We start from the raw sequence: 23,121 nt of genomic DNA, 5'->3' as shown, positions 1-23,121 counted from the left end.
ATTTAGCGATTTAATCAGTCAAACCGACTAATAAACGAACTATTGCGCCTGATCCATAAACGGATAGTCAGTATAGCCTTCAGAACTACCACCATAGAAAGACTCTGGGTGCTGCTCATTAAGCGGTGCACCTTTTTGGATACGCTCAGCCAAATCAGGGTTGGCGATATAATCGCGGCCAAAGGCTACCGCGTCGATATAACCTGCCTTGATATTTTTTTCTGCTTTATCGGCATCGTATCCACCCGCTGCAATGATGGTCTGATCGAACGCATCACGGACACGCTGACGGAACTCATCGCTATAAGGTGTACCACCTGCCCAATCTGGCTCAGACAGATGCAAATACATCAGACCACGTTTATTGATTTGCTCAATCATCCAAATGTTTTCGTCTTCATTATAGCCCGCTTCGACGTTGTTGAATGTACCAAGTGGTGAGATACGGATACCGACATGGTCTGCATCCCAAGCATCCACACACGCATCGATAACATCTAACGTCAAACGCGCACGATTTTCGCGACTGCCGCCATATTCATCATCACGCTGGTTGGTTTGCTCAACCCAGAACTGATGTAACAGATAACCGTGAGCACCATGAATCTCTACCCCATCAAAGCCGACTTCTTTGGCGTTCTTGGTCGCTTGCGCAAAATCAGCAATAACTTGTTTGATTTCATCAAGCGTGGCTGGACGTGGCGGCGTGGCATCCACGCGAATCGCTTGGTTGTCGCTATCACGTAGTGAGGTGCGGATACCAACATCAACATCTGATGCTGAAATCGGTGCGCGACGTTCAGGCTGTACGCTCTCATGCGAGACAAGACCGGTATGCCATAACTGTACGACGATCTTACCGCCTTTAGCGTGGACATTGTCTACAATCGTTTTCCATGCAGTGGTTTGGTCTTGAGTGTGCACACCAGGCGCGCCAGCGTAGCCTTTTGCCTGAAATGAGATTTGTGTCGCCTCAGTAATGACCAAACCAGAACCTGCACGCTGTGAATAGTATTCACTTGCCAATGCGGTCGGTACGTCACCTGGCTCAACTGAACGCAGACGCGTGAGCGGTGCCATAATGATGCGGTTTTTTAGGGTTTGGGTGCCCATTTTAACGGGTTCAAATAAGTTATCGTGTGCCATGATATATCCTGTTCGTTATTGTATTGAGCGGTAGTAAGAACTATCAAACTCTGTTTAGAAATACTTATAGTGTTATTAGAAAATCTACGTTTAACGCCTATCTTTATAGGGGATAGATCTGATTATTCCAAGCAATATTTACAAACAGATACAGCAATATTCACCTATACAAATCTTTGTGTTTGGTTACTACGAAGACTGTTTACTAAGCCTTAAATACTGTTCGTCTGAGTCTTGCTTTTTGGCTTTAGCATCTTCTTAATAGACAGCTCTAATGACAGATATGTGCCAAACAAAATCACGACTGAACCAATGATGGCCTGTATATTTAGCGCCTCGCCAAGCAATAAATAACCCAAAATAATCGCAAAAATTGGGATGACTAACGTAATACTCGTGGCGCGCGTCGGCCCAATGTTTTTGATCAACTGATTCATAAAAATAAGAGCAATGGCTGTTGAAAACACGCCGATACAAATGACCGATACCCATGCTTTTATACTGATCTCTTTGCCATAAGGAAACTCAGTAAAGGCCACTGGCAACATGATGATGCTACCGATGATGAGTGAGCCTGCTGTAATGGCAACGGGTGAGACGTTGTATAAGTAGTTTTTGGTGATGTTCGCGCCAAGCGCATAACCCACACAAGCAAACAAGGCATAGCCCATTGGTAATAAACCCTCCACCAAGCCTTTACCCTGCTCGCCACTACCAAATAAGCTTTCGCTCATCAATATAATCACCCCAACTACCCCAATCACCAAGCCAAGCGCTTGTTTTTTGGACAGTCTGTCTTTAAAAAATACACGAGCGATAAAGCCACTCATCATCGGTACAGAAGCGTTTAGTACGGCGAGTACACCTGCATTCACTGACTGCGCAGAAAAAGAAAACAACACAAATGGCAATGCGGCGGAGAACAAACCAACAAGCGCGAGCATTTTCCAGTGCTGTTTGATACCGACTCTGTTTTTCTTTTTTAACAGTACAAAAACGAGCATGACCAATCCAGCAAATATCACTCGCAGACTGGCAAACGCTAATGAGCCGAACTCAGGCACGCCAATCCGATAAAACACAAAAGAGAGTGACCACATAAAAGAGAGGGTCACAAAGATGATGAGGTCACGGTTGGTCATCGGATAATCCTATTAAGCGTGTAGACTGCATTTGCCAACTCGTGTCGGTCATAAGTGTCTGATATATGGTGTAAATTATTATACTATCAAAATATATCATGATAAATTTTTGATGGTTTGGTGAGTGATTTTTATAAAAATTATGGTAAGTTTTCTTCTTATTTTTTCATTTATTTAAAGCTGTTTTCAGGTTTCTAGCTACTCTATATACACATAAATTAAGCATAGCATTTCGTTGAGCCCTATACCGTCAGAAGCTCTTATTCTTTAGCTTTCCTACTTTAGCTTATTTTAGCGACTCTCTATTCATATACTCGCAAACTACAAAGTCACCCTTGAGTAACCTGTTATGTTAGTAGATATAAAAATCAAACTCACTTTGATATCAAACGCTCATCATAACAAGGTGCTATAGAAGATAATCCTAATAATATCAATATTAGGACAGACTTTATCTAATATATCCAAATCCATATTAAAAATAAAAAAGTTGATATTTGTTTGCTAATTGTCTAGTATTTATAATGCTAGTCAATGTGAACTATGTCAGAAAATAACTGGCAAACAGGATGAGCAGTCATTACTATTTATTGAGGAATCATTATGAAGAAAATCGCTTTGTTGATAGGCAGTATGTCCGTTGCGATAGCAGGTTTTTGCGGGGTTGGTCAGTTCTCAGATGCGACCACCTGCTATGTTTATAAACAAGATAAACTGCAAAAAAAGCTAAACTGTCAGTATGAGGGCGCTGAGGGTGCAGCGATGAGTTATAGTTTTAGACAGGTCTCTTATAACCTGCCAGGATTTGGCAAAATGGCAACCTCTACCAGTGCAAACTATAATGACCGTAATGAGGTGACTGGATGGACAACCACCGTCAATGACGAGCCCGCGATCATTAGATATCGTCTGCCAACCAATCAGCGTATCGTCAGTGATGCCTATGCGCAGTCTGGCAAAGCGGTTATGCAGTGCTATCTTAGTACCAAATCGCAGTGGGAAATCTGTGCTGAATAAAGCGAAATACTTCTGAAATTTTAGAGGTAATAAAGCTGAGTATTTTACTCAGCTTTTTAGTAAACGTTGTCAAAACCTAATAAGCCGTTTTTATCAATCTTATTCAAGCCCTGCATCAAAACACTCTACCGCGCTAAAATCCAGAACGATTCTTCCTACCAGACATCCATTGAATTCCAACTTATCATCAATAAGAATGTCAGTATCTGTTTATAATCTTCAATCTATAAAAACTATTTAAAAAAGGATTAATCATGAAACTTCGCATTTTAAAGTCTGCGGTGACCAACCCTTGGTTTAATCTTGCTACTGAAGATTGGATATTCCAAGCACTAGGGACAGAACAAGAAGCACCAGACACGCATACACTATTCTTATGGCGCAATTCTGAAACCGTGGTCATTGGTCGCTCACAAAACCCATGGGTCGAGTGCAAGACGGATAAGATGGCGGCAGACGATGTGTTTTTGGCGCGGCGTCAGAGTGGCGGCGGCGCGGTATTTCATGATTTGGGCAATACCAATTTTACTTTTTTGTCCCCAAAACACGCGTATGACCAAACGGCTAATTTTACCATTATCATCAATGCGCTAAAAAAACTGGGCATAGACGCCACGCTATCTGGTCGTAATGACATGCAAGTAGGCGACCGAAAAATATCAGGCAGCGCCTTTAAACATGCCGCCGATCGCAGCTTTCATCACGGGACACTACTAGTCAATGCCAACATGCAAAAGCTCGGCGACTATCTCAATCCGCATCCACTAAAGCTCAAAGCCAAAGGCATCAAATCTGTGCGCGCACGCGTAGCAAACTTGGTCGAGTTCAATGGTGCCATCAATCATGAGACGTTGTCTGAGGCGATTATCGAGGCGTTTTGTGAATACTATGGAGAGACTGCGCCAGTTGAGCAGTTGGATGAAGCCAGCCTTGCCAAGCAGCCAACGCTAAACACTTACTATCAGCAGATGGCTGACTGGGATTGGCGCTTTGGCAAGACGCCTGAGTTTAGCCATCATATCGAGACACGCTTTGATTGGGGCATGATAGATGTGCATATGGATGTGAAGCAAGCCGTGATTGCAGAGGTTGTTATTTTCTCTGACGCGTTAAATATTGAGCTGATTGATTTGCTCAAAGAGACATTGACGGGTGTGAAATATAATAAATATGAGATTAAAAATGCACTTGCTGAGTTAGCAAACTCGCAACCTGAGTTGGCGGCGCAGGTTAGTGATTTTGAAAAATGGTTGGTTGGTGAAATGGAAGGTTAGATTTTGCGACGTCAGATTTAATCTAGCAAGTACTGCAGGGTATGCCACTTGCACTGCTTGATAAAAAGTTACTGACACAAATGCGCTTTATATATTTAATGGTATGGATATCATACATACGCCCTTTGAGATTTTGTATATTAATGATGCATAACAAGCACCCTGCCATTACTCGATTTTTTATGAATAATCAATATTAAGGTATTTTTATGAAGTACTTACATGCAATGATTAGAACCAACAAACTAGAAGAAACGTTGTTTTTCTATTGTGACCTTATGGGCTTACAACTGCTAAGAAAGAGAGACTCCGAATCAGGCAGATTCAGCTTATATTTTTTAGCAACGCATGAGGGTGCGCCAGAGATTGAGGTGACGCACAACTGGGATGAAAAGGAGTATACCAATGGCGATAATTTTGGGCACTTTGCCTTTAGAGTCGACAACCTATACGCACTGTGCGACACCTTTATACAGGCAGGGATCGAGATATTAAGACCGCCTAGAGATGGCCATATGGCTTTTGTTAAAGACCCTAATAATATCTCAATTGAGCTGCTACAAAATGGTGAAGACTTAGAACCTATTGAGCCCTGGATTTCGATGGAAAATATTGGCAGTTGGTAGGTGAGTGAGGCTAACGAGGCTGATTTTTTTTGCAGAAAGTGATGATGACACGTATATCACAGTTATATCTTTCTTAAAATATAACCAAGCTCTAAAAATTGAGGACAATATGAAAAAGTTATGCATCACTACAATCGGTATTTTAGGCACTTGCTTATTTTCCACTTATGCAAATTCAACAAGTTTTGATTGCAACAAGGCTGCTACGTGGGTAGAAAAAACAGTTTGCGAAAGCTCTGAGCTCTCTAAGCTTGATGACACAATGGCAAAAAAATATAAAAGCAATCTTGACGCTGCTCCTGACTATGAAGACAGCAAAGCTTTTAAAGATAGGTTCATTGCTAATCAACACACATGGCTGAATTTTCAACGTAATACTTGTAAAAGTGAAGAGTGTCTGATACGTGAGTATAAAGAGTATATCGAAGAGCAAACCAATTACGGTGTGGCTCGGAATTTTTCAGATGAATTAAGTCCTTCTGATTTACCGAGTAAAAGTGCCTTTGGTAAGTTTTCTCAAACCTCTCAAATCTCAATATATAATTCAGGTACTCAGCGCTGGGAAGATACGGGAGAGGCAAAAAACACGGTGTCTATTCATAGTATCGATAATAAGCCTTATCTTTCTATTATCGATGGCGTTTTGATTTTTACCAATGCTCATACCTGTGATTTGGGAGAGAGTAAAGCCATATGGTCAGAAAACCATTGGATCATCAATGATGAACAGTCAAATAACGATGTTGAGCTACGTTTATATCCAGCATTTTATAAAGGTAGGACTCAGTTGTTATTGAGAGACTTTGATAACCAGTATAGAGAACTGCATTGTGGTATGAGAGGGTATTTTGATGGGATTGTATTAGAACGAGAGTAAATGAACAAAACATCTCGATTCTCCAATAATAAATATAAGCTGAACTGAATATCTAATTTGATAAGTCAAATTTTCATTCTAAATAAAATAGACGGCAAAAGATACCTCCCTCGCCGTCTATTATTTAACACTCATACTAAAAAGTTTAGATCTGAGCCGCAACCTCTGCCCCATCACGAATCGCACGTTTGGCATCCAGCTCAGCTGCGAGCTTAGCACCGCCGATTAGATGGTATTGCGCGTCTGGTGCATCACCCACATTCGGCATCAGCTCAACGACTGACTCTTGACCGGCACAGACGACGACGCTATCGACACGTAATAGCTGGCTTTGACCTTGACTGTTAGTGACCCAAATACCTTCATTAGTGATTTTATCATACTGCACGCCAGCGACTTGGATAACGCCGTGAGATTTGATATGCGCGCGATGTACCCAGCCTGAGGTTTTATTCAGACCACTGCCTAGACGACCTTTGCTACGCTGCATTAAATACACTTGGCGAATGGGCTTAATAGCCTTTGGCTTAACCAGTCCGCCATCACTTTGATAGTTCGTATCATTGGTCACGCCCCACTCTTCGCGCCACTCGCTGATGGACTGCGGTTCAGGACGATAATCTGGATCTTTTAGACCTTCAGGGCCGATCTCATCAAGCGATTTACCGTGATTAGCGGTCAGATATTCACTGACATCAAATCCAATACCGCCAGCACCGATGACAGCCACGGTGTTGCCCACAGCTTTTTCGCCAGAGAGCAATTCTGCATAGCTGATCACTTGTGGCAGATCAGCCCCTTCAAGCTTACCTGCTAGGCTTCTAGGTACGACGCCAGTGGCGACGATAACATGATGGAACTTGGCTTTTTCCAGCATGTCTTTATCCACAAAGGTATTGAGTTTGATCTCAACGCCTAAATGCTCAAGCTCATTGATATAGTAGCGAACGGTCTCAAAGAATTCTTCTTTGCCAGGGATGACTTTGGCGTAGTTAAACTGCCCGCCCAATACGTCTTTGGCTTCAAACAAAGTCACATCATGACCGCGCAAGGCGGCGACATGAGCGGCTGACATACCAGCGACCCCGCCACCGATGACGGCGACTTTTTTCGGTTTTTTCGCTTTTTTGTAGACCAATTCTGTCTCATAGCACGCTTGCGGATTGACCAAACAAGTCGAGCGTTTGTTTTCAAAGGTATGGTCGAGGCAGGCTTGGTTACAGGCGATACAGGTATTAATGCGATCTGTCTGACCGTTTTTAGCTTTGTTGACCCAGTGTGCATCAGCCAAGAATGGACGCGCCATTTGAATCATGTCAGCTTGACCCGCAGCGATGATTTCTTCTGCCGTGTCTGGCATATTAATACGGTTAGCCGCCATCATCGGAATGCTAATATGTTTTTTGATCTCAGCGGTGAAATCAACGAAAGCCGCGCGTGGTACGCTGGTCACGATCGTCGGGACACGCGCCTCATGCCAGCCGATGCCCGTATTCATGATAGTCACGCCCGCTGCTTCTAGCGCTTTTGCCACGGTGATGACTTCATCCATAACGTTGCCATCTTTGACCAAGTCAATCACTGACAGGCGGAATAGGATAATAAAGTCTTCACCAACGGCTTCGCGAACGGCTTTGACCACATCAACGGCAAACTTCATACGACCTTGAATATCACCACCGTAACTGTCTTTACGCTTGTTCACATGGCTGGATAAGAACTGATTGAGTAGATAACCCTCAGAGCCCATGATCTCAACGCCATCATAGCCCGCTTGCTTGGCAAGACGCGCTGAGCGAGCATAGTCTTTGACCGTCTGCTCGATATTTTTGATGCTCATCTTGCGCGGCTTAAACGGTGAGATTGGTGATTTGATCGGGCTGGAGGATACCGCAAAAGGGTGATAGCCATAACGACCACTGTGCAATATCTGCATGATGATTTTGCTGTCGTGCTTATGCACAGCACGAGTGACGCGCTGGTGATTAATGACGTCAGCTTTGGTATTCATCGTGCCGCCAGCAGGCAACAACCAACCTTCGCGGTTCGGTGAGATGCCGCCAGTGATCATCATTGCCACACCGCCACGGGCACGCTCTGCAAAATAAGCCGCCAGCTTACCGTAATTGTAAAAACGGTCTTCAAGTCCTGTGTGCATAGAGCCCATGACCATGCGGTTTTTTAACGTCGTAAACCCCAAATCTAATGGCTCAAATAAATGCGGATAATATTCGTTAGTGCTGGCGGTTTCGATCGTATTGGCAGAACGGCTGGCGGTCATATCATTTTCCTTATGAATGGTTTTTGAGACGGCTTCTTAAAAATGGCTTTGTAGAAATAGTGGTGCTACGGGATTTAGCGTTACTGGTATCGTAACACACCGCTATTATCGCCAGCTATGCAGACAAACGACTGATGAGTGAGCACTATATGAATAATTATAATGAAAGGCGCTGGCTATAACGTTGACTTGTGGCGTATGGTTAGGTGAGTATCATTAAACCGCTCTAAATTTCTAAAACGACTGTCTATAATGGCTTTTTATAATCAGACGGATATTTTATAAATTACTTCTCACAGAATAATAGATTAATCGATAAACATCGACTATTCTCAATACTTTCTGTGTTAAATTACTGTGCTGCGTTACTATATTGACGCAATATAAAAATACGATAAAGGATTATCATCATGACAGATTTTCATACTGGTCTTGGCAAAAACGCCGCCAATTATCAGCCGCTCACCCCTATTGATTTTATCATTCGTAGCGCTCAGGTTTATCCTGATAAGACTGCGATCATTTATGATGACCTTGCGCACAACAACCTCACTCAGACATGGCAACAGACTTATACGCGCTGCCGCCAACTAGCAGATGGCTTACGTAAATTGGGTATCGATAAAAATGACACGGTCGCCGTCATGCTACCGAACACGCCAGCGATGGTCGAATGTGCCTTTGGCGTGCCCATGTCAGGCGGCGTACTCTGCACCCTGAACACGCGCCTCGATATCAATGCACTTACCTTTTGTTTACAGCATTCAGAGGCAAAGGTGCTGATCTTGGACAGTGAGTTTGCTGAGCACGCCGAAATCATCGATGAGACTTTCCCAAACTTAATTGTCATTCACGCGACCGATAATGCTATCGATGTCGAGCCGTTTGGGCAGATGGATTATGAGGCGCTAGTCGCCAGCTCAGACAGTCTGGATAATTGGGAAATGCCAGCAGACGAATGGGATGCCATTGCCCTGAACTACACCTCTGGCACAACAGGCAAACCAAAAGGCGTCGTTTATCATCACCGCGGTGCTACGCTCAATGCAGTGTCGAATATTTTGGATTGGGACATGCCCAAGCACCCCATGTACTTATGGACACTGCCACTCTTTCATTGTAACGGTTGGTGCTTTCCGTGGACCATCGCCGAGCGCGCTGGGGTCAACGTGTGCTTGCGTAAAATTGATGCGGATTTGATATTGCAGCTGATTGCCAAGCATCAAGTGACCCATTATTGCTCTGCGCCCGTCGTGCACAATATGATTGCAGGTGGCAAACCTGAATACAAAGAAGCCATTACGCATACGGTCAAAGGCTGGGTCGCTGGTGCACCACCCTCTGAAACCATGCTAGCAGCAATGGAAGCGATGGGCTTTGATATCTCTCACGTCTACGGTCTCACTGAAGTCTATGGGCCAGTGACCGTTTGCGCAGAGCAGGAAGAATGGAATGATCTTGATGTCGCCACACGCGCCCAAAAGAAATCACGCCAAGGCATGACTTCTCACTTGATGGCAGGGTTTGAGGTATTTAAACAAGGCACGACTGAGCCAGTTGCCGCTGATAGCGAAGAGATGGGTGAGCTGGCACTACGTGGCAATATGGTGATGAAAGGCTATCTAAAAAGCCGCAAAGCCACTGAAGAGGCGTTCGCTGATGGCTGGTTCCGCACGGGGGACTTGGGCGTCAAGTACCCTGATGGCTATATCAAAATTATGGACAGGCTCAAAGACATCATCATCTCAGGCGGTGAGAATATCTCTAGCATTGAGGTAGAAAACGTCTTATACAAACTCCCTGCGATTGAGAGTTGTGCTGTCGTCGCTGCGCCACATGATAAATGGGGCGAAGTACCTGTTGCCTTTATCGAAATTCATGAAGGCAGTACTTTACAACGTGATACGGTAATGGCGCACTGTAGTCAGCACTTAGCAGGTTTTAAAGTACCGAAATATATTGTCTTTGCTGAAATCCCAAAAACCAGTACGGGTAAGGTTCAAAAGTTTGAGCTACGCCAAGCGGCCAAATCATTGGCACATGAAACGCCCAAAGTCACTGCCAGAGTTAAGTGATCTAAAAATATATTAAGTCATGTCATCAACTAACACTCATAAAAAAGGTCAATCACATATACGTGGCTGACCTTTTTTAATGCTCACATTATTTAATTAGCCAATTTTTGGCTCAAGCCACTGATAGACCAGCATCCCTATAATCATCGCAGGGATAAACACATACGCTTGCCACTGCCCCGTACCGAGTAAGACAATGCCTGGCCCCGGGCAAATACCCACCAGTCCCCAGCCGATACCAAACAATATAGCACCGATAATCAGTTGTTTGGTGATGACGGTTTTGCTTGGCATGTCAATGGGCGTGCCAATCCAGCTATTTTCTTGACGCTTGGCCAACAGCACACCAAAAAATGCAACGAACAACCCACCACCCATCACCAGCGCAAGGGAAATATCCCATGCGCCAAACACATCTAAAAACCCTTGTACTTTCACAGGATCGGTCATACCTGACACCAGTAACCCGAATCCAAAAAGTAACCCTGCCAGCAATCCGATTATATTTTTTAGCATCGTCGTATCTCGCTATTATTATCTTCTATTAACTATCATATGTCGTGCGCGCTTTAGTGCTACTACTAGCAACCTCATAACAATCTGCCATTGAGCATTTATAGTAGCCCTAGTACATGACGACCGATATACACGGTCACAATACCAAACAGCATAAAGGTGACGGTCGCTGCCAATGAGCGTGGAGACAGGCGTGCATTACCGCAGATACCATGCCCACTGGTACAACCTGAGCCAAGACGCGTGCCAAAGCCAACCAATAGCCCTGCGACAATCAATAGCGGCAAAGAAGTACTGATCTGTACATCAGGTAGTGGTCTTGCTAGCCCGTACAGCACGGGCGATATGACCAAACCCAGTATAAACAGTACCTGCCACATCTCTACACGCTTGGGTTTTAGTAAGCTTGAAAAAATACCACTGATACCAGCTATACGCCCAATGCCGAGCAGTAAGATAACTGTCGCCACCCCTAGCATCAGACCACCTACTAGAGATATTGGCGTAAATGCTTGCCAGTCTATTTGTATACTCATAACGGACTACCCATTTAGGTTTATTAAGTATTTGCTTAATTTCGATTTATATAAATACATTATATTATAAAATATAATAAAAGGGTAAAAAAATACTGAGCACGTATGATTATAATAACGGCTCAGTATTTTTATCACTATAAAAACGTTTTGGGAAACGCTTATAGGGATAGAAGTACAAGTTTGTAAGGTTTCTTAATTACTATTTCTACTGGCTTAGTACTTCATCCAGTGCGGACTCAAAACGCGCTACGGTACCATCGATATCGGTTAGTTTATCCAAACCAAACAGACCTAAACGGAACGTCTTGAAGCTGTCAGGCTCACCTACTTTTAAGGGTACGCCAGCAGCGATTTGTACACCCGCTGCCGCAAAAGCGCTGCCTTTATGCATATCATCACGATCGGTATAAGATACGACAACGCCAGGCGCTTGAAAGCCTTCAGCCGCAACGCTCTCGATACCTTTAGCTTCTAGTACGTCACGGATACGTTTGCCGAGTGTCCACTGCGCCTCACATAGTTTATCAAAACCAATGGCTTTGGCTTCATTAACCGCATCACGGAACTGGCGTAAGCTATCTGTCGGCATCGTCGCATGGTAGGCATGACCACCATTTTCGTAGGCACGCATGATGTTTAGCCATTGCTTTAGATCAATACTGAAGCTATCAGACTCTGTACTGTCTACCTTTTTGACAGCGGCATCGCTTAGCATGACCAGACCAGCGCCTGGGGTACTGCTCCAACCTTTTTGCGGGGCGCTGATAAGCACATCGATACCCAAGTCTTTCATGTCTAACCAGACACAGCCTGAGGCGATACAGTCGATAACCAGTAATCCACCAACACTATGCACAGCCGCGCTCAACGCTTTGATATAGTCATCTGACAAAATCATACCTGATGAGGTCTCAACGTGCGGCGCGAATACCACTGCTGGCTGCTCTTCTTTGATTTTAGCGACCGCCGTGTCGATATCGACTGGTGCAAACGGCTTTGGTGACTCGCTATCATCCGCACGATTGGCCGTAAGCACGGTTGAGGATTTAGCGATTTTGCCTTTTTCTAAGATTTGCGTCCAACGATAGCTGAACCAACCATTACGAATAATCAGGCAATCTTCGTCATTTGCCAGTTGGCGAGCGACCGCTTCCATACCATAAGTACCAGAACCCGGTACAATCGCCACGGCATCCGCGTTGTAGACAGATTTTAGATCACTAGATAAGTCATTCATTACTTGCTGAAAGGCCTTTGACATATGGTTCAGCGCGCGATCGGTGTAAACCACTGAATACTCTAATAAGCCGTTTGGATCGATATCTTGACGTAATGCAGGCATTGAACACTCCTAGTATATGATTAGATGATGACTATCTCTTAATTCTTCGTACCGCAATATTGGGATAAGAAATAATATAGATACTAATATCGTTAAGTACCATAGATGATTGGTATCAACGAGTACTGATAGCGAAAAATGATGAAGATAATATAAGTTTGACGAGATAGCAGGTTAGAGCACTACTATTGTCTTTGATGATGAGGGCTATAAGCATCGGTGTAATGCATTTATAGTCACAATATGAGCGAGTTTCAGCACCCTATGTTAAGCCAAACTGTCTTGACCCAAATCATCCATAAGATTTGATAGTAGCACTGATACTAGAGGTTGACAACGATACGCTCAGGCACTGATATGGCTTGCGCGATTAGAGTTTTATTGGTAAGTATTCTTTGAACGACACTGTGAGAATCTTAACGCCCGCGATGGGCATCCTGTAGTCCAGAGACCACAAAATCTAGCAAATCACTGTCGCCTTCACGGGCCGCTTTACGCATGAGCTTGGATGGTGCATGTGTCAGTGTTTGGGTCAGGCGCCGTGACAGTTCAATAAGAATGTCTTCTGGACTGACATCGTCTTGTTGCAGCTTGGCAATGGACTCATGCAGTAGCTTATCTACTTGATTTTGAGTACAGGTACGATACTGCTGGATGTCTTTACCCACTTGACGAACTTGAAAGCGACGATCGATCTCAACGACCAACTGACTCACCAGTAGCTCAGCATCGACAGCAGCTTGCCGACGCTGCTCGATATTACCGGCAATCACATGCTGCAGATCATCAACAGAATACAGATAAACATCATCAATGCGGCTAATGGTCGAATCGATATCGCGCGGCACGGCCAAATCTATCATAAGCATCGGCTGATAACGACGACGCTTGAGCGCTTGCATGGTCATGGTTTTATCAATCAATAAATCCATACTGCCACTACAGCTGCTGACAATATCGGCTTCTGCCAATACTTGTGGCAATTCCTGCAATGGTCTTACGTCTATACGGCGATTGGGACTGCGTAACTCAGCCGCCAATGCCTCAGCACGCTCAGGATTACGATTGCAAATAATTACTCGCCCGACGCCAAGACCGGCGATATGGGTGGCAACCAAGCGATTCATCTCACCTGCTGCGACGACCAATAGCGTACGACTGGGCAAGTCATCAAATATCTGCGTGACCAATTTGGCCGCTGCAAAACTCAGCGATACCGCTTGTGCACCCACTTGCGTCTCATTACGTACTCGTTTGGCAGCGGCGAACACTTGATCAACGATCCAACCGAGCTGATTGCTCAATACTTTTTGCTCTTGTGCCAAATGCACAGAGCGCTTGATCTGACCAAGTATCTGCGGCTCACCTAGTATCATAGAATCCAGCCCCGCTGCGACTCTTAGCCAGTGGGTCAATGCGTGTGTGTCGCGGTGCACATAGAGATAAGGATCGATATCTGCGAGTGGGAGCTGTTTGAATTCAGCAAGCCACGTCTTAATCTTGAGAATATGAGCGCTGATCATGCTTGATGTGACATGCGCACTGCTACTAAAATCATTATGAGAGATGGCGTGGTCTGTCTGCTCATTGACTGGCAAGCTAGACGAGTGGGAATGGTGCGGGGTCAACGTATGCGGTACAAGCGCATAAATCTCAGTACGGTTGCAAGTAGAGACAATCACGCTGCCATCAGTGAAGGATTCTATTTGCTCAAGCGCAACATTCACATCGTCACCCACCAGCGCCAAGCGCTCTCGCAGAGCGACTGGTGCAGTTTTGTGATTGACCCCAATGACCACTAATCTCATTATTGATAGACCATAAACATGCCGCTCAGCTGCTCACTCACGCTATCTCATTATTTTTAAAAGACAGTTTTTGACGACAGCGCTGAAAGGAAGACCCTAAAAACCGCTTATTATATCATTATTGCTGGCGTTAATTAACACTCACCCATCTATGATAGCTATATCTCTGTATCTGGTCGCAAATGTAACAAATCAACTACCGATATGATTGATAAAATCAATGGATGTGTTTTGGCAAATGGTCGCTAAGACCACCATAAATCATTCGCTTAGTCTCTCCTAACTTGTTATATTTCCACAGTATTCTGGTCAATATACCTATTTGTATAAAAGTCCTAGCAAAATAACTCATGCTTAAAACAAGTATCAGTCATAGCGTATCAATAGAATAATGGTTGCTCAGATATGAGTAACACGGATGCTATTGTTTATACTGTTCATCTGCTCTTATAATGTTTGTCATGGGTACTCATTACCACTATTTGATTTGAAATGATTAAAATGAAATTGCCTCAGCTATGTAGGTAAACCATGGGCGAACACGGCTATCTATGATGTTTTTTGGATCATTATCTAGATCACAACCTCTTTATAACGAGCAATCTAGCCTCCGCGCTTTATTGCAGGTCGTTATCGATCGTTTGTGCCAGCGTTATAAGCTAGCGTTGTCATTGGCCGTCTGTTTATGCCTTGCCGTACCTGCGCATGCCAGCCATGCTGATACAGAATTGGCCGCAAAAACGCCACGATCAGCAGTCATTACTAGCGATAACGAGGCAAATAACAACGCTATTTCTAGCACCTCTATCAGCACGACTGTTCATAAAAACAGCCAAATAACAGATAGCGTGGCCAACATCGATGGTCTAGCGCCAGCCAGCCTATGGCAGCCTGAACTCAACGAACCCAGTTTATATGCTCTATTAGATGCAGAGTTTGCTGCGGATCGTGATGACAAACAACGTGCGATTACGATCTATAAGCAACAATCTTTTAAAGAAGACGCCACAGCGGTATTTGAGAGGGCACTGACTCTATCATTGCGTAATGAAAAGGTTGAGGATTCATTAGCATTTGCGAAATCATGGCAAGACCAGAATCCGGATCATGTACCTGCTTGGTTTTATGTAGCACACTTGGCACTACGGGCACACGACTATATCTTAGCTGGCGAGACCTTAAACCGCATCTTGCGTTACGATCCGCGTGCAGATTTGAGCGAAATCCTTATCGGTATTTATCCCAATAATGACGATGACAAACGCGAGCTGCTCGCCGCTTTGCAGCCACTAGATAGTGAGCAAAACGCCTCATTATCTGTCTTAAAAGCCGGTTTACTTTACCAATTTAATGAGCCCGAAATCGCTATCGTGCATATTAACCGTGCGCTAGAGCGTCAGCCTGATTATGTGCCTTTTATCACCCTAAAGGCTGACATCTTGCGCAAAATCGTTACAGCAGAAACCGTGGTCAACTATATAAGCCAAGCACGCTTGCGCAATCCTGATAGCAAAAGTTTGTACCTGTACGAGATTCGCTACTTGTTAGACTTAAAACAGAGCGAGCAAGCTTGGAAACTATTGCTTGAGGCCCACAGCCGCTTTAACGACGATGCTGAGATTACCTTGCTAGCAGCACTAGTGAGCTTGGATATCGAAGAATATGCGAGCGCGGATGATCTACTCAATATGCTTGCCAAAAACCCCGCTTACCTTGACCAAGCTTATTACTATCTTGGTATCAGTGCTGAGCGTCAGCAGCAGTTTGATAAAGCCAAATACTATCTCAATGGCGTGATGCAAGAAGACTTAGTATTAGAAGCACGTCGAAAAGTGGTCGCATTTGAATTGCTCAACGACGACGTCGACGCCGCCATTGCTACTTTAGAAAAGCTACGCAAAGACTTTACGGTATTCGCCCCTGACACCTTTGTGATGCAAGCCGATATTTTGTGGCAGCAAAATGAATCAGAAGAAGCCTTACGTCTATTGACGCGAGCCGCTCGTAAATATCCTGATAATGAGATGTTACTCTTTGCCCGTGTCCAACTGTTAGATGACAAAAGCGACTATGTCGTCAAACGTACACTCCTTAATCATTTGCAGGCGCTCGATCCTACCAATTTATCCTATCAGCTCAGTTATGCACAGTTGCTATTGGCCAACGAGCGTAGCTCTGAGCAAGGTCTGGCGCTTGCCACAGCAATTATCCAGATTCGCTATGACGATCCGCGCTATGATAATGACCTTCATCTGCAAGCTCTCAATGTACTAGCGGGTAATGCACTGGCCAAAGAAAACTATAAGCAAGTCATTGACTATCTACAAACGCCTTACGATGTGCTCCCAACCCTGCGCTCAGGCACTCTATTACTGCGTGCTTATCAGGGTCTCGGCAATAACGAAAAAGTTGAAGCACTACTCGCAGACTTGCAACAGCGATTCTCCTTTGGACAACATAATATCAATGACAGCATACAGCTATATTGATATTGGTTTTTCAAAATAACTGTTGCGGCGTGATGCCATTAGGCTTGATACGTTACAAAGCACTTATCAATTACAAGGGACGTATAAGAAGCTAACAGCCGTGCATAACCGAGCAACAAATAGCCCTTAAGCTAATATCTTTGTTAACCTGTCCGTTTTCCCATTTTGAGAGCACATTATGTCAGCATCAACGATGTCTTATAAACCAAACAAACTGGCTTTGCTTACTGCGATAGCGACTACAATGGTGATTACCTCTGGCTGTCAGTCACTAAAAACAGCCAATGCGACCAATCAACCAACCACGATGCAAGGTCAAAACGCTGATCAGCCCAAAAAGTTAGAGAGCTTTAACATCACGGGTAAAATTGGGGTGACCACACCTGCTAATGACACCTCAGGCACCCAAGGCGGTAGTGCGTTTTATGCATGGGGACAAGAAAACGATCGCTTTGCTATTGAACTCATCGGCGCGCTCGGCATTGGCAAAACCAACATCGAGTACAACGGTCAAACGGCGACGCTAGTCAGCGAAAAAACGGGCACGTTGACTGCTAATGACCCTGAAACCTTGCTCAAAAAAGCCACTGGCTGGCAAGCGCCTATCTCGCAAATGCCTTATTGGATCTCTGGTCGCCCAGCGCCTTCAGATAGTGCCCCGCAGCTTGATGCTCAAAACCGATTGATCAGCTCAGTCAATGGCGACTGGAGCGCCAGCTTTACTTATAAAGGGAATGACAAGCTCCCTAGTAAAATCAGTGCGGTGCAGCCACAGGGCAATAAAGTTGTGATGACGATCAATCATTAGTCCGTCATTACTAGTGTATCACCACTGCAAAATCAGCCAGTATTGCTCATTACCATAGCCGTTTATGACCGTACCTTATGATGAAAAAACATGATTAAAAACATAGCCGAAGCATCTGACTCTACTATCACGCGTTTGTCCCCTGCAAAAATTAATCTATTTTTGCATATTACTGGCAAGCGTGCTGACGGCTATCATAATTTGCAAACGGTATTTCGCTTGCTCGATTGGGGCGATTATTTGCATTTTTCACTCATGGATAATGCTGTGATACAAACGGCTGCTAATAAAGCAGATGCCAACACCCTCTGCCATCAGCTATTGGTATTAGCTGGTGCCGAGGCGATAACTACCGATATAGAAGACAACTTAATCTTTAAAGCAGCGCGCGCATTGCTAGCGTTTGCCATAGAGTCAAATAAATTGCCAAGTCAATTAGTGCCAGTTCATGTCACGTTAGACAAGCATTTGCCAATGGGCGCAGGATTGGGTGGTGGTTCGTCCAATGCCGCAACGACTATGCTGGCGCTCAATGAGCTTTGGCAGCTCAACTTTACTCGCGATGCGCTTATAAAAATTGGTGCAAAGGTCGGTGCAGATGTGCCAATCTTTATCTTCGGTCAAGATGCTATTGCTATGGGAATTGGTGAAGAACTAACTGCCATCAATTTACCTGACCAGCAGTATTTAGTCTTAACGCCTGAGGCTCATGTCAATACTGCCAAACTATTCGCCCACCCCAAACTACAGCGAGATATCGCTCCCCTGTCAACTGATACGATTAAAAATCAATCCAATGATTATGTTCAAAATTTGAATACGCCTTATCACAATGTCTTTACGCCAGTAGTGACAAGCCTCGCTCCTGCTGTTGCAGAGGCTTTAGATTATTTGCAAGGGTTAGAATCGCAAGCACTGAACACAGCACGCATGACTGGCTCAGGTAGTGCAGTATTTTTGCCATTGGATGCGAGTATTGCCACTGATAAAAAGCTATTGGCGGAGTGGGTTGAAGGTGCGCCTTGTAAAGGATATTTGGTGAGGAGTTTATAACTGCGTAAGTTTTTATAGATAGGTGAAAAGGTAAGCGCCGCAAATACTATCAAGCCTAAAACATTTAAGAGCAAAATATGATCACTCTCGGAAATACAGAAACTATTGCTTTTAAAATACACAAAATGGAAAAGCCATTCATAGTGATGGATATTATTGTGAACTCAGTAAACATCAGTTATCACGATAATAGTTATTATGCGTTTCCACTTGTTAACAATATTAAGAAAGAAATAGAACTTATTACTGATGGCGAATTTCACCTAAACAAAAGCTTGATCAATACACCACTAAGCAAGCTACACGATATTTTTTATGAAACTGAGACTGAAGTTTACGATAGCAGTAGTGAGAGAGATAACTTTTTGTTCTATGACTTATCTACTAACAAATCTCTATTTTACATTTACCAAGAAGATGAATGTCTGATATTTTTTGGGAAATTTTTTGATAGCAATAATACTATCACTTCAAGAATAAAGAAAAGTGAGTTCTTAGCTACATTGATAAATCTGCTGCATACAGTTGAATCTTACACTGCTCCTCGGAACATATAAGACTACTTTGGAAATCCTGTACCAGATACACTAGTCTCAAGCTCACTCATATAGCCCTACAAGAGAATACAAGTAAGGCATCAATCCTTGTTACCGAGTTTCACCATATACCTTTCGAAATCATACCACCCTTGATGAATTAAGAATAAATAGCAGAAAAAGGCGCAAATGACTTGCAAAATCTGAAAATTTACTTATAATAGGTCGCCACAATAGGGGTATAGCCAAGTTGGTAAGGCATCAGGTTTTGATCCTGACATCCGTTGGTTCGAGTCCAGCTACCCCTGCCATTTTTTAGTACGAAGCGTTAGAGATATATTTAGTATAAGCGGTTTATAGACAACCTCTTATGCTATTATCATTGACAACGTTATCCCAGTTTCGGTATAGTTCGCAATGAACACCGCTAGGGAAAAGTTATGTTTTAGATGGCTCAATCGTTTATAAGATAACTGACAGGTCATGACACCATTCTAAGAATGACTATTAGTCGCTATTAGCTTTCGGTTGTTCATAGCCTAGACATTACAGGGGTATAGCCAAGTTGGTAAGGCATCAGGTTTTGATCCTGACATCCGTTGGTTCGAGTCCAGCTACCCCTGCCATTTTTTACTGTAATAGTAGTCTTCAATCTTTTTCACCACTCTTTTCTTAATTTGAGCAGTTTGTCACTGCTTAGCGGTCGCTGCTTGAGTCAATCAATAGGACTTCTGTCATGCCTTATTTGGCGATTTTTACGGGCAATGCCCACCCAGAATTAGCAAAAACCGTAGCCGATCACCTTCATATACCTCTTGGTAAAGCTGACATCACGCGTTTTTCTGATGGCGAAATTGCCGTGGAAATCAAAGAACACGTACGTGGTAAAGATGTGTTTATCATGCAGCCTACTTGTGCACCGACCAACGACAATTTGATGGAAATCATGATGATGGCTGACGCTTTGCGTCGCTCTAGTGCTGGCCGTATCACGGCTGTCATGCCATATTTTGGTTATGCTCGTCAGGATCGTCGCCCGCGTTCAGCTCGTGTGCCTATCTCAGCTAAAGTCGTCGCTGATATGCTTAACATCGTTAGTATCGATCGCGTGATGACGGTTGATTTGCACTCAGATCAGATTCAGGGGTTCTTTGACATCCCTGTAGACAATATCTACGGTACGCCAGTACTTCTAAACGACCTACAAAAACAAGATTATGACAATATCATGGTGGTTTCACCTGATGTTGGCGGTGTGGTTCGTGCCCGTGCAATGGCTAAGCAGTTGGGTGATACCGACATGGCGATTATCGACAAGCGCCGTGCTCGTGCCAATGAGTCACAAGTCATGCACATCATCGGTGATGTTCGTGACCGTGATTGCGTTATCGTTGATGATATGGTCGATACGGCAGGTACCTTGTGTAAAGCAGCCGAAGCATTGAAAGAAAATGGTGCACGCCGCGTCTTAGCTTACATCACTCACCCTGTCCTATCGGGTAATGCACTCAAAAACATCAGCGAATCTGCGTTAGACGAAGTTGTCGTGACCGATACGATTCCATTATCAGCTGAAGCAAAAGCCTGTAGCAAAATCCGTCAGGTCAGTATCGCGCCAATGCTTGCTGAAAGCTTACGCCGTATTAATAATGAAGAATCTATTAGCGCCATGTTTGATGCCTAATATGAGACAGTCATTGCTATAAATTTTAATAGCATTGTGGTGACAATAAAAATTTAGTAATAAAAATAATAGCGTCAAGTATCAGTACTTGGCGCTATTTTTATGTAGGTACTTTGCGTAGGTCTTTATTATTACTACAAAATCCCGTATAATGCGCGCCTGTGCTGACCTTTTGTTTTATTCAATCAGGTTGGCATTATCAAAAGTGCTGATCATGCTGAATAATAATGGCTGTTGTGGTAATTTTTACTATAAAAATCATTGTTATAAGCAAATGGCTAACATCGATAGTTGTGTCATTTATACGCAACGATAGATATTAGCTCTCATCACGTATTAGTGGATTGGTCGCAAATCCACTTTTTTATGACCAGACACTTCATCATTCTTTTTATAGGATTACATCCATGAGCAATAATCATTTTGAACTAAACGCAACTGATCGTTCTGCTGAAACCCAAGGTAAAGGTGCGAGCCGCCGCCTACGTAAGCAGAACCTAGTTCCTGCTATCATCTATGGTGGTAATGAAGAGCCAACAGCGATCTCTATCAAAATCAACGAGCTAGTAAAAGCACTTGAGTTTGAAGCATTTTTCTCACACATCTTGACCATCAATGTTGACGGTACTGAGCATCAAGCCGTTATCAAAGACTTGCAGCGTCATCCTGCTAAAGGCTTCCCAATGCATGCTGACTTCCAGCGCGTTGTAAAAGGTCAAAAAATCCACATGAACGTTCCTGTGCATTTTGTTGGTCGTGAAGAAGCGCCAGGTACTGCTGCTGCTGGTGTACTATCTACCCTAGTATCTGATATCGAAGTTATCTGCTTACCATCACAGTTACCTGAATATCTAGAAGTAGATGTATCTGGTATGGAAATCGGTGATTTGTTCCGTCTATCAGACATCAAACTTCCTGAAGGCGTTGTGATTCATGAGCTTGAGCTAGAAGACGGCCATGACCGTACTATCGTTAACATGCAGCCACCAACGGTTGAAGAAGTTGACGAAGATGCTGACGACGTTGATGCTGATGAAGTACCAGCAACTGAGCAAAACGACGACGCTGATGCTGAAGAAAGCAAAGACGACGAGTAATATACTATGTCTAGGTAGCACTTTATTTTGTGCTACTTAGTAACAGACTCGTTTAGTTAAGAAGACAGCAGGTGATTTGAAATCTCCTGCTGTTTTTGTAAGTAAGGTTTGAGAATATACTGTCTATCAATATTTCAAACCTTATCCTTATTTATCAAATTTAAGCAGGGTGTTTTTATGGCCATAAAGCTTATTGTCGGTCTTGGTAATCCTGGTCAGCAGTATATGTTTACGCGTCATAATGCCGGATTTTGGTTTGTCCATCATTTGGCTCAGCAGTTCAACATTACGCTCTCCCCTGACAAAAAATTTCATGGGGTGACAGGACGTGGGCACATTCATGGCTCTGATGTGCGTTTACTTATGCCTCTGACGTTTATGAATAAATCTGGTCAGTCAGTCGTGCCTATGGTAAATTTTTATGGCATCAAAAACGACGAATTATTGATTGCTCATGATGAGCTCGATATTCCCGCCGGTAGCATTAAGCTCAAAACCGACGGCGGTCACGGTGGTCACAATGGCCTGCGTGATATTACGCCGCATATCGGTAATGACTTTCATCGTCTGCGTGTGGGTATTGGCCATCCTGGTCACAAATCTAAAGTCAGTGGACATGTCCTCTCAAAAGCGTCTCCCGATGAGCAAATCGCCATTGATAGCGCGTTGAGTGCGGCTTTTGACGCGCTCCCACTATTGCTAGATGGTGATATCGAAAAAGCACGTTCACAAATCAATGGCTTTAAATTACCTGAATAAAATATTGCCTCTATGGTAATAGCCTTTTATTTTGGCAGGTTTGTCCCCATTA

Annotated in this window: 19 protein-coding genes and 2 tRNA genes; 14 read left to right on the top strand and 7 right to left on the bottom strand. The window is 43.8% G+C overall.

Features of this window, described 5'->3' with window-relative positions:
- Positions 1 to 39: 39 nt before the first annotated feature.
- On the bottom strand, positions 40 to 1,146 hold the full coding sequence (gene nemA / locus ACHUET_RS01185) for an alkene reductase (protein WP_394209973.1): 1,107 nt from the start codon (positions 1,144 to 1,146) through the stop codon (positions 40 to 42).
- Positions 1,147 to 1,358: 212 nt separating this feature from the next.
- Positions 1,359 to 2,288, bottom strand: coding sequence for a DMT family transporter (locus tag ACHUET_RS01180; protein WP_394209971.1), 930 nt, complete (start codon positions 2,286 to 2,288; stop codon positions 1,359 to 1,361).
- 603 nt (positions 2,289 to 2,891) lie between these two features.
- On the opposite strand from ACHUET_RS01180, the gene ACHUET_RS01175 reads away from it, so the two are divergent.
- From ACHUET_RS01175 to ACHUET_RS01160, 4 genes are all read left to right on the top strand, one after another.
- The gene (locus tag ACHUET_RS01175; protein ID WP_394209969.1) at positions 2,892 to 3,305 is read left to right on the top strand and encodes a hypothetical protein; all 414 of its coding nucleotides are present in this window, start codon (positions 2,892 to 2,894) and stop codon (positions 3,303 to 3,305) included.
- A gap of 254 nt (positions 3,306 to 3,559) precedes the next feature.
- Entirely contained in the window at positions 3,560 to 4,579 is a 1,020-nt protein-coding gene (locus ACHUET_RS01170) for a lipoate--protein ligase (RefSeq protein ID WP_394209967.1), read from the top strand.
- Between the two features lie 209 nt (positions 4,580 to 4,788).
- Complete coding sequence (locus tag ACHUET_RS01165; RefSeq protein WP_394209966.1) at positions 4,789 to 5,205, top strand: VOC family protein; 417 nt, start codon at positions 4,789 to 4,791, stop codon at positions 5,203 to 5,205.
- A 109-nt stretch (positions 5,206 to 5,314) separates the two neighbouring features.
- A complete protein-coding gene (locus ACHUET_RS01160; RefSeq protein WP_394209965.1) occupies positions 5,315 to 6,082 on the top strand; it encodes a lysozyme inhibitor LprI family protein in 768 nt (255 codons plus the stop codon).
- Between the two features lie 145 nt (positions 6,083 to 6,227).
- Here the strand turns inward: ACHUET_RS01160 and ACHUET_RS01155 are convergent, their stop codons facing one another.
- On the bottom strand, positions 6,228 to 8,363 hold the full coding sequence (locus ACHUET_RS01155) for an FAD-dependent oxidoreductase (protein WP_394209964.1): 2,136 nt from the start codon (positions 8,361 to 8,363) through the stop codon (positions 6,228 to 6,230).
- A 410-nt stretch (positions 8,364 to 8,773) separates the two neighbouring features.
- On the opposite strand from ACHUET_RS01155, the gene ACHUET_RS01150 reads away from it, so the two are divergent.
- The gene (locus ACHUET_RS01150; RefSeq protein ID WP_394209962.1) at positions 8,774 to 10,438 is read left to right on the top strand and encodes an AMP-binding protein; all 1,665 of its coding nucleotides are present in this window, start codon (positions 8,774 to 8,776) and stop codon (positions 10,436 to 10,438) included.
- Between the two features lie 96 nt (positions 10,439 to 10,534).
- Here ACHUET_RS01150 and ACHUET_RS01145 read toward each other — a convergent pair whose 3' ends face one another.
- The 4 genes from ACHUET_RS01145 to hemA all read right to left on the bottom strand — a co-directional run bounded on the left by ACHUET_RS01145 (position 10,535) and on the right by hemA (position 14,643).
- Positions 10,535 to 10,954 (bottom strand): DUF6691 family protein, encoded by a 420-nt coding sequence (locus tag ACHUET_RS01145; RefSeq protein ID WP_394209960.1) that lies wholly within the window; start codon positions 10,952 to 10,954, stop codon positions 10,535 to 10,537.
- A gap of 98 nt (positions 10,955 to 11,052) precedes the next feature.
- A complete protein-coding gene (locus ACHUET_RS01140) occupies positions 11,053 to 11,490 on the bottom strand; it encodes a YeeE/YedE family protein (protein WP_394209958.1) in 438 nt (145 codons plus the stop codon).
- Between the two features lie 208 nt (positions 11,491 to 11,698).
- A complete protein-coding gene (locus tag ACHUET_RS01135) occupies positions 11,699 to 12,835 on the bottom strand; it encodes an aminotransferase class V-fold PLP-dependent enzyme (RefSeq protein ID WP_394209956.1) in 1,137 nt (378 codons plus the stop codon).
- Between the two features lie 416 nt (positions 12,836 to 13,251).
- Complete coding sequence (gene hemA / locus ACHUET_RS01130; protein WP_394209954.1) at positions 13,252 to 14,643, bottom strand: glutamyl-tRNA reductase; 1,392 nt, start codon at positions 14,641 to 14,643, stop codon at positions 13,252 to 13,254.
- A gap of 551 nt (positions 14,644 to 15,194) precedes the next feature.
- Here hemA and ACHUET_RS01125 point away from each other — a divergent pair.
- The 9 genes from ACHUET_RS01125 (at position 15,195) to pth (ending at position 23,069) form a co-directional block, all read left to right on the top strand.
- A complete protein-coding gene (locus tag ACHUET_RS01125; protein WP_394209952.1) occupies positions 15,195 to 17,132 on the top strand; it encodes a tetratricopeptide repeat protein in 1,938 nt (645 codons plus the stop codon).
- Between the two features lie 178 nt (positions 17,133 to 17,310).
- Entirely contained in the window at positions 17,311 to 17,940 is a 630-nt protein-coding gene (gene lolB / locus ACHUET_RS01120) for a lipoprotein insertase outer membrane protein LolB (protein WP_394209951.1), read from the top strand.
- A gap of 90 nt (positions 17,941 to 18,030) precedes the next feature.
- The gene (ispE, locus tag ACHUET_RS01115; protein ID WP_394209949.1) at positions 18,031 to 18,993 is read left to right on the top strand and encodes a 4-(cytidine 5'-diphospho)-2-C-methyl-D-erythritol kinase; all 963 of its coding nucleotides are present in this window, start codon (positions 18,031 to 18,033) and stop codon (positions 18,991 to 18,993) included.
- Positions 18,994 to 19,070: 77 nt separating this feature from the next.
- A complete protein-coding gene (locus ACHUET_RS01110) occupies positions 19,071 to 19,550 on the top strand; it encodes a hypothetical protein (protein WP_394209947.1) in 480 nt (159 codons plus the stop codon).
- A gap of 214 nt (positions 19,551 to 19,764) precedes the next feature.
- Positions 19,765 to 19,840, top strand: a tRNA-Gln gene (locus ACHUET_RS01105).
- A 239-nt stretch (positions 19,841 to 20,079) separates the two neighbouring features.
- Positions 20,080 to 20,155, top strand: a tRNA-Gln gene (locus tag ACHUET_RS01100).
- Between the two features lie 110 nt (positions 20,156 to 20,265).
- Complete coding sequence (locus ACHUET_RS01095) at positions 20,266 to 21,213, top strand: ribose-phosphate pyrophosphokinase (protein ID WP_057758042.1); 948 nt, start codon at positions 20,266 to 20,268, stop codon at positions 21,211 to 21,213.
- A gap of 407 nt (positions 21,214 to 21,620) precedes the next feature.
- Complete coding sequence (locus ACHUET_RS01090; protein ID WP_238036141.1) at positions 21,621 to 22,310, top strand: 50S ribosomal protein L25/general stress protein Ctc; 690 nt, start codon at positions 21,621 to 21,623, stop codon at positions 22,308 to 22,310.
- A 177-nt stretch (positions 22,311 to 22,487) separates the two neighbouring features.
- The gene (pth, locus tag ACHUET_RS01085) at positions 22,488 to 23,069 is read left to right on the top strand and encodes an aminoacyl-tRNA hydrolase (RefSeq protein WP_238036140.1); all 582 of its coding nucleotides are present in this window, start codon (positions 22,488 to 22,490) and stop codon (positions 23,067 to 23,069) included.
- Positions 23,070 to 23,121: the final 52 nt, after the last annotated feature.

The sequence above is a fragment of the Psychrobacter piscatorii genome, from assembly GCF_043641605.1.
GTDB classification, from domain to species: Bacteria; Pseudomonadota; Gammaproteobacteria; order Pseudomonadales; family Moraxellaceae; genus Psychrobacter; species Psychrobacter piscatorii_C.
This window is presented reverse-complemented; position numbering and strand designations above follow the sequence as displayed.

Bases quoted from the DNA above. Each gene is read 5' to 3' on its own strand.
- nemA (WP_394209973.1), bottom strand. From the start codon at position 1,146: ATGGCACACGATAACTTATTTGAACCCGTTAAAATGGGCACCCAAACC.
- ACHUET_RS01180 (WP_394209971.1), bottom strand. From the start codon at position 2,288: ATGACCAACCGTGACCTCATCATCTTTGTGACCCTCTCTTTTATGTGG.
- ACHUET_RS01175 (WP_394209969.1), top strand. From the start codon at position 2,892: ATGAAGAAAATCGCTTTGTTGATAGGCAGTATGTCCGTTGCGATAGCA.
- ACHUET_RS01170 (WP_394209967.1), top strand. From the start codon at position 3,560: ATGAAACTTCGCATTTTAAAGTCTGCGGTGACCAACCCTTGGTTTAAT.
- ACHUET_RS01165 (WP_394209966.1), top strand. From the start codon at position 4,789: ATGAAGTACTTACATGCAATGATTAGAACCAACAAACTAGAAGAAACG.
- ACHUET_RS01160 (WP_394209965.1), top strand. From the start codon at position 5,315: ATGAAAAAGTTATGCATCACTACAATCGGTATTTTAGGCACTTGCTTA.
- ACHUET_RS01155 (WP_394209964.1), bottom strand. From the start codon at position 8,363: ATGACCGCCAGCCGTTCTGCCAATACGATCGAAACCGCCAGCACTAAC.
- ACHUET_RS01150 (WP_394209962.1), top strand. From the start codon at position 8,774: ATGACAGATTTTCATACTGGTCTTGGCAAAAACGCCGCCAATTATCAG.
- ACHUET_RS01145 (WP_394209960.1), bottom strand. From the start codon at position 10,954: ATGCTAAAAAATATAATCGGATTGCTGGCAGGGTTACTTTTTGGATTC.
- ACHUET_RS01140 (WP_394209958.1), bottom strand. From the start codon at position 11,490: ATGAGTATACAAATAGACTGGCAAGCATTTACGCCAATATCTCTAGTA.
- ACHUET_RS01135 (WP_394209956.1), bottom strand. From the start codon at position 12,835: ATGCCTGCATTACGTCAAGATATCGATCCAAACGGCTTATTAGAGTAT.
- hemA (WP_394209954.1), bottom strand. From the start codon at position 14,643: ATGAGATTAGTGGTCATTGGGGTCAATCACAAAACTGCACCAGTCGCT.
- ACHUET_RS01125 (WP_394209952.1), top strand. From the start codon at position 15,195: ATGATGTTTTTTGGATCATTATCTAGATCACAACCTCTTTATAACGAG.
- lolB (WP_394209951.1), top strand. From the start codon at position 17,311: ATGTCAGCATCAACGATGTCTTATAAACCAAACAAACTGGCTTTGCTT.
- ispE (WP_394209949.1), top strand. From the start codon at position 18,031: ATGATTAAAAACATAGCCGAAGCATCTGACTCTACTATCACGCGTTTG.
- ACHUET_RS01110 (WP_394209947.1), top strand. From the start codon at position 19,071: ATGATCACTCTCGGAAATACAGAAACTATTGCTTTTAAAATACACAAA.
- ACHUET_RS01095 (WP_057758042.1), top strand. From the start codon at position 20,266: ATGCCTTATTTGGCGATTTTTACGGGCAATGCCCACCCAGAATTAGCA.
- ACHUET_RS01090 (WP_238036141.1), top strand. From the start codon at position 21,621: ATGAGCAATAATCATTTTGAACTAAACGCAACTGATCGTTCTGCTGAA.
- pth (WP_238036140.1), top strand. From the start codon at position 22,488: ATGGCCATAAAGCTTATTGTCGGTCTTGGTAATCCTGGTCAGCAGTAT.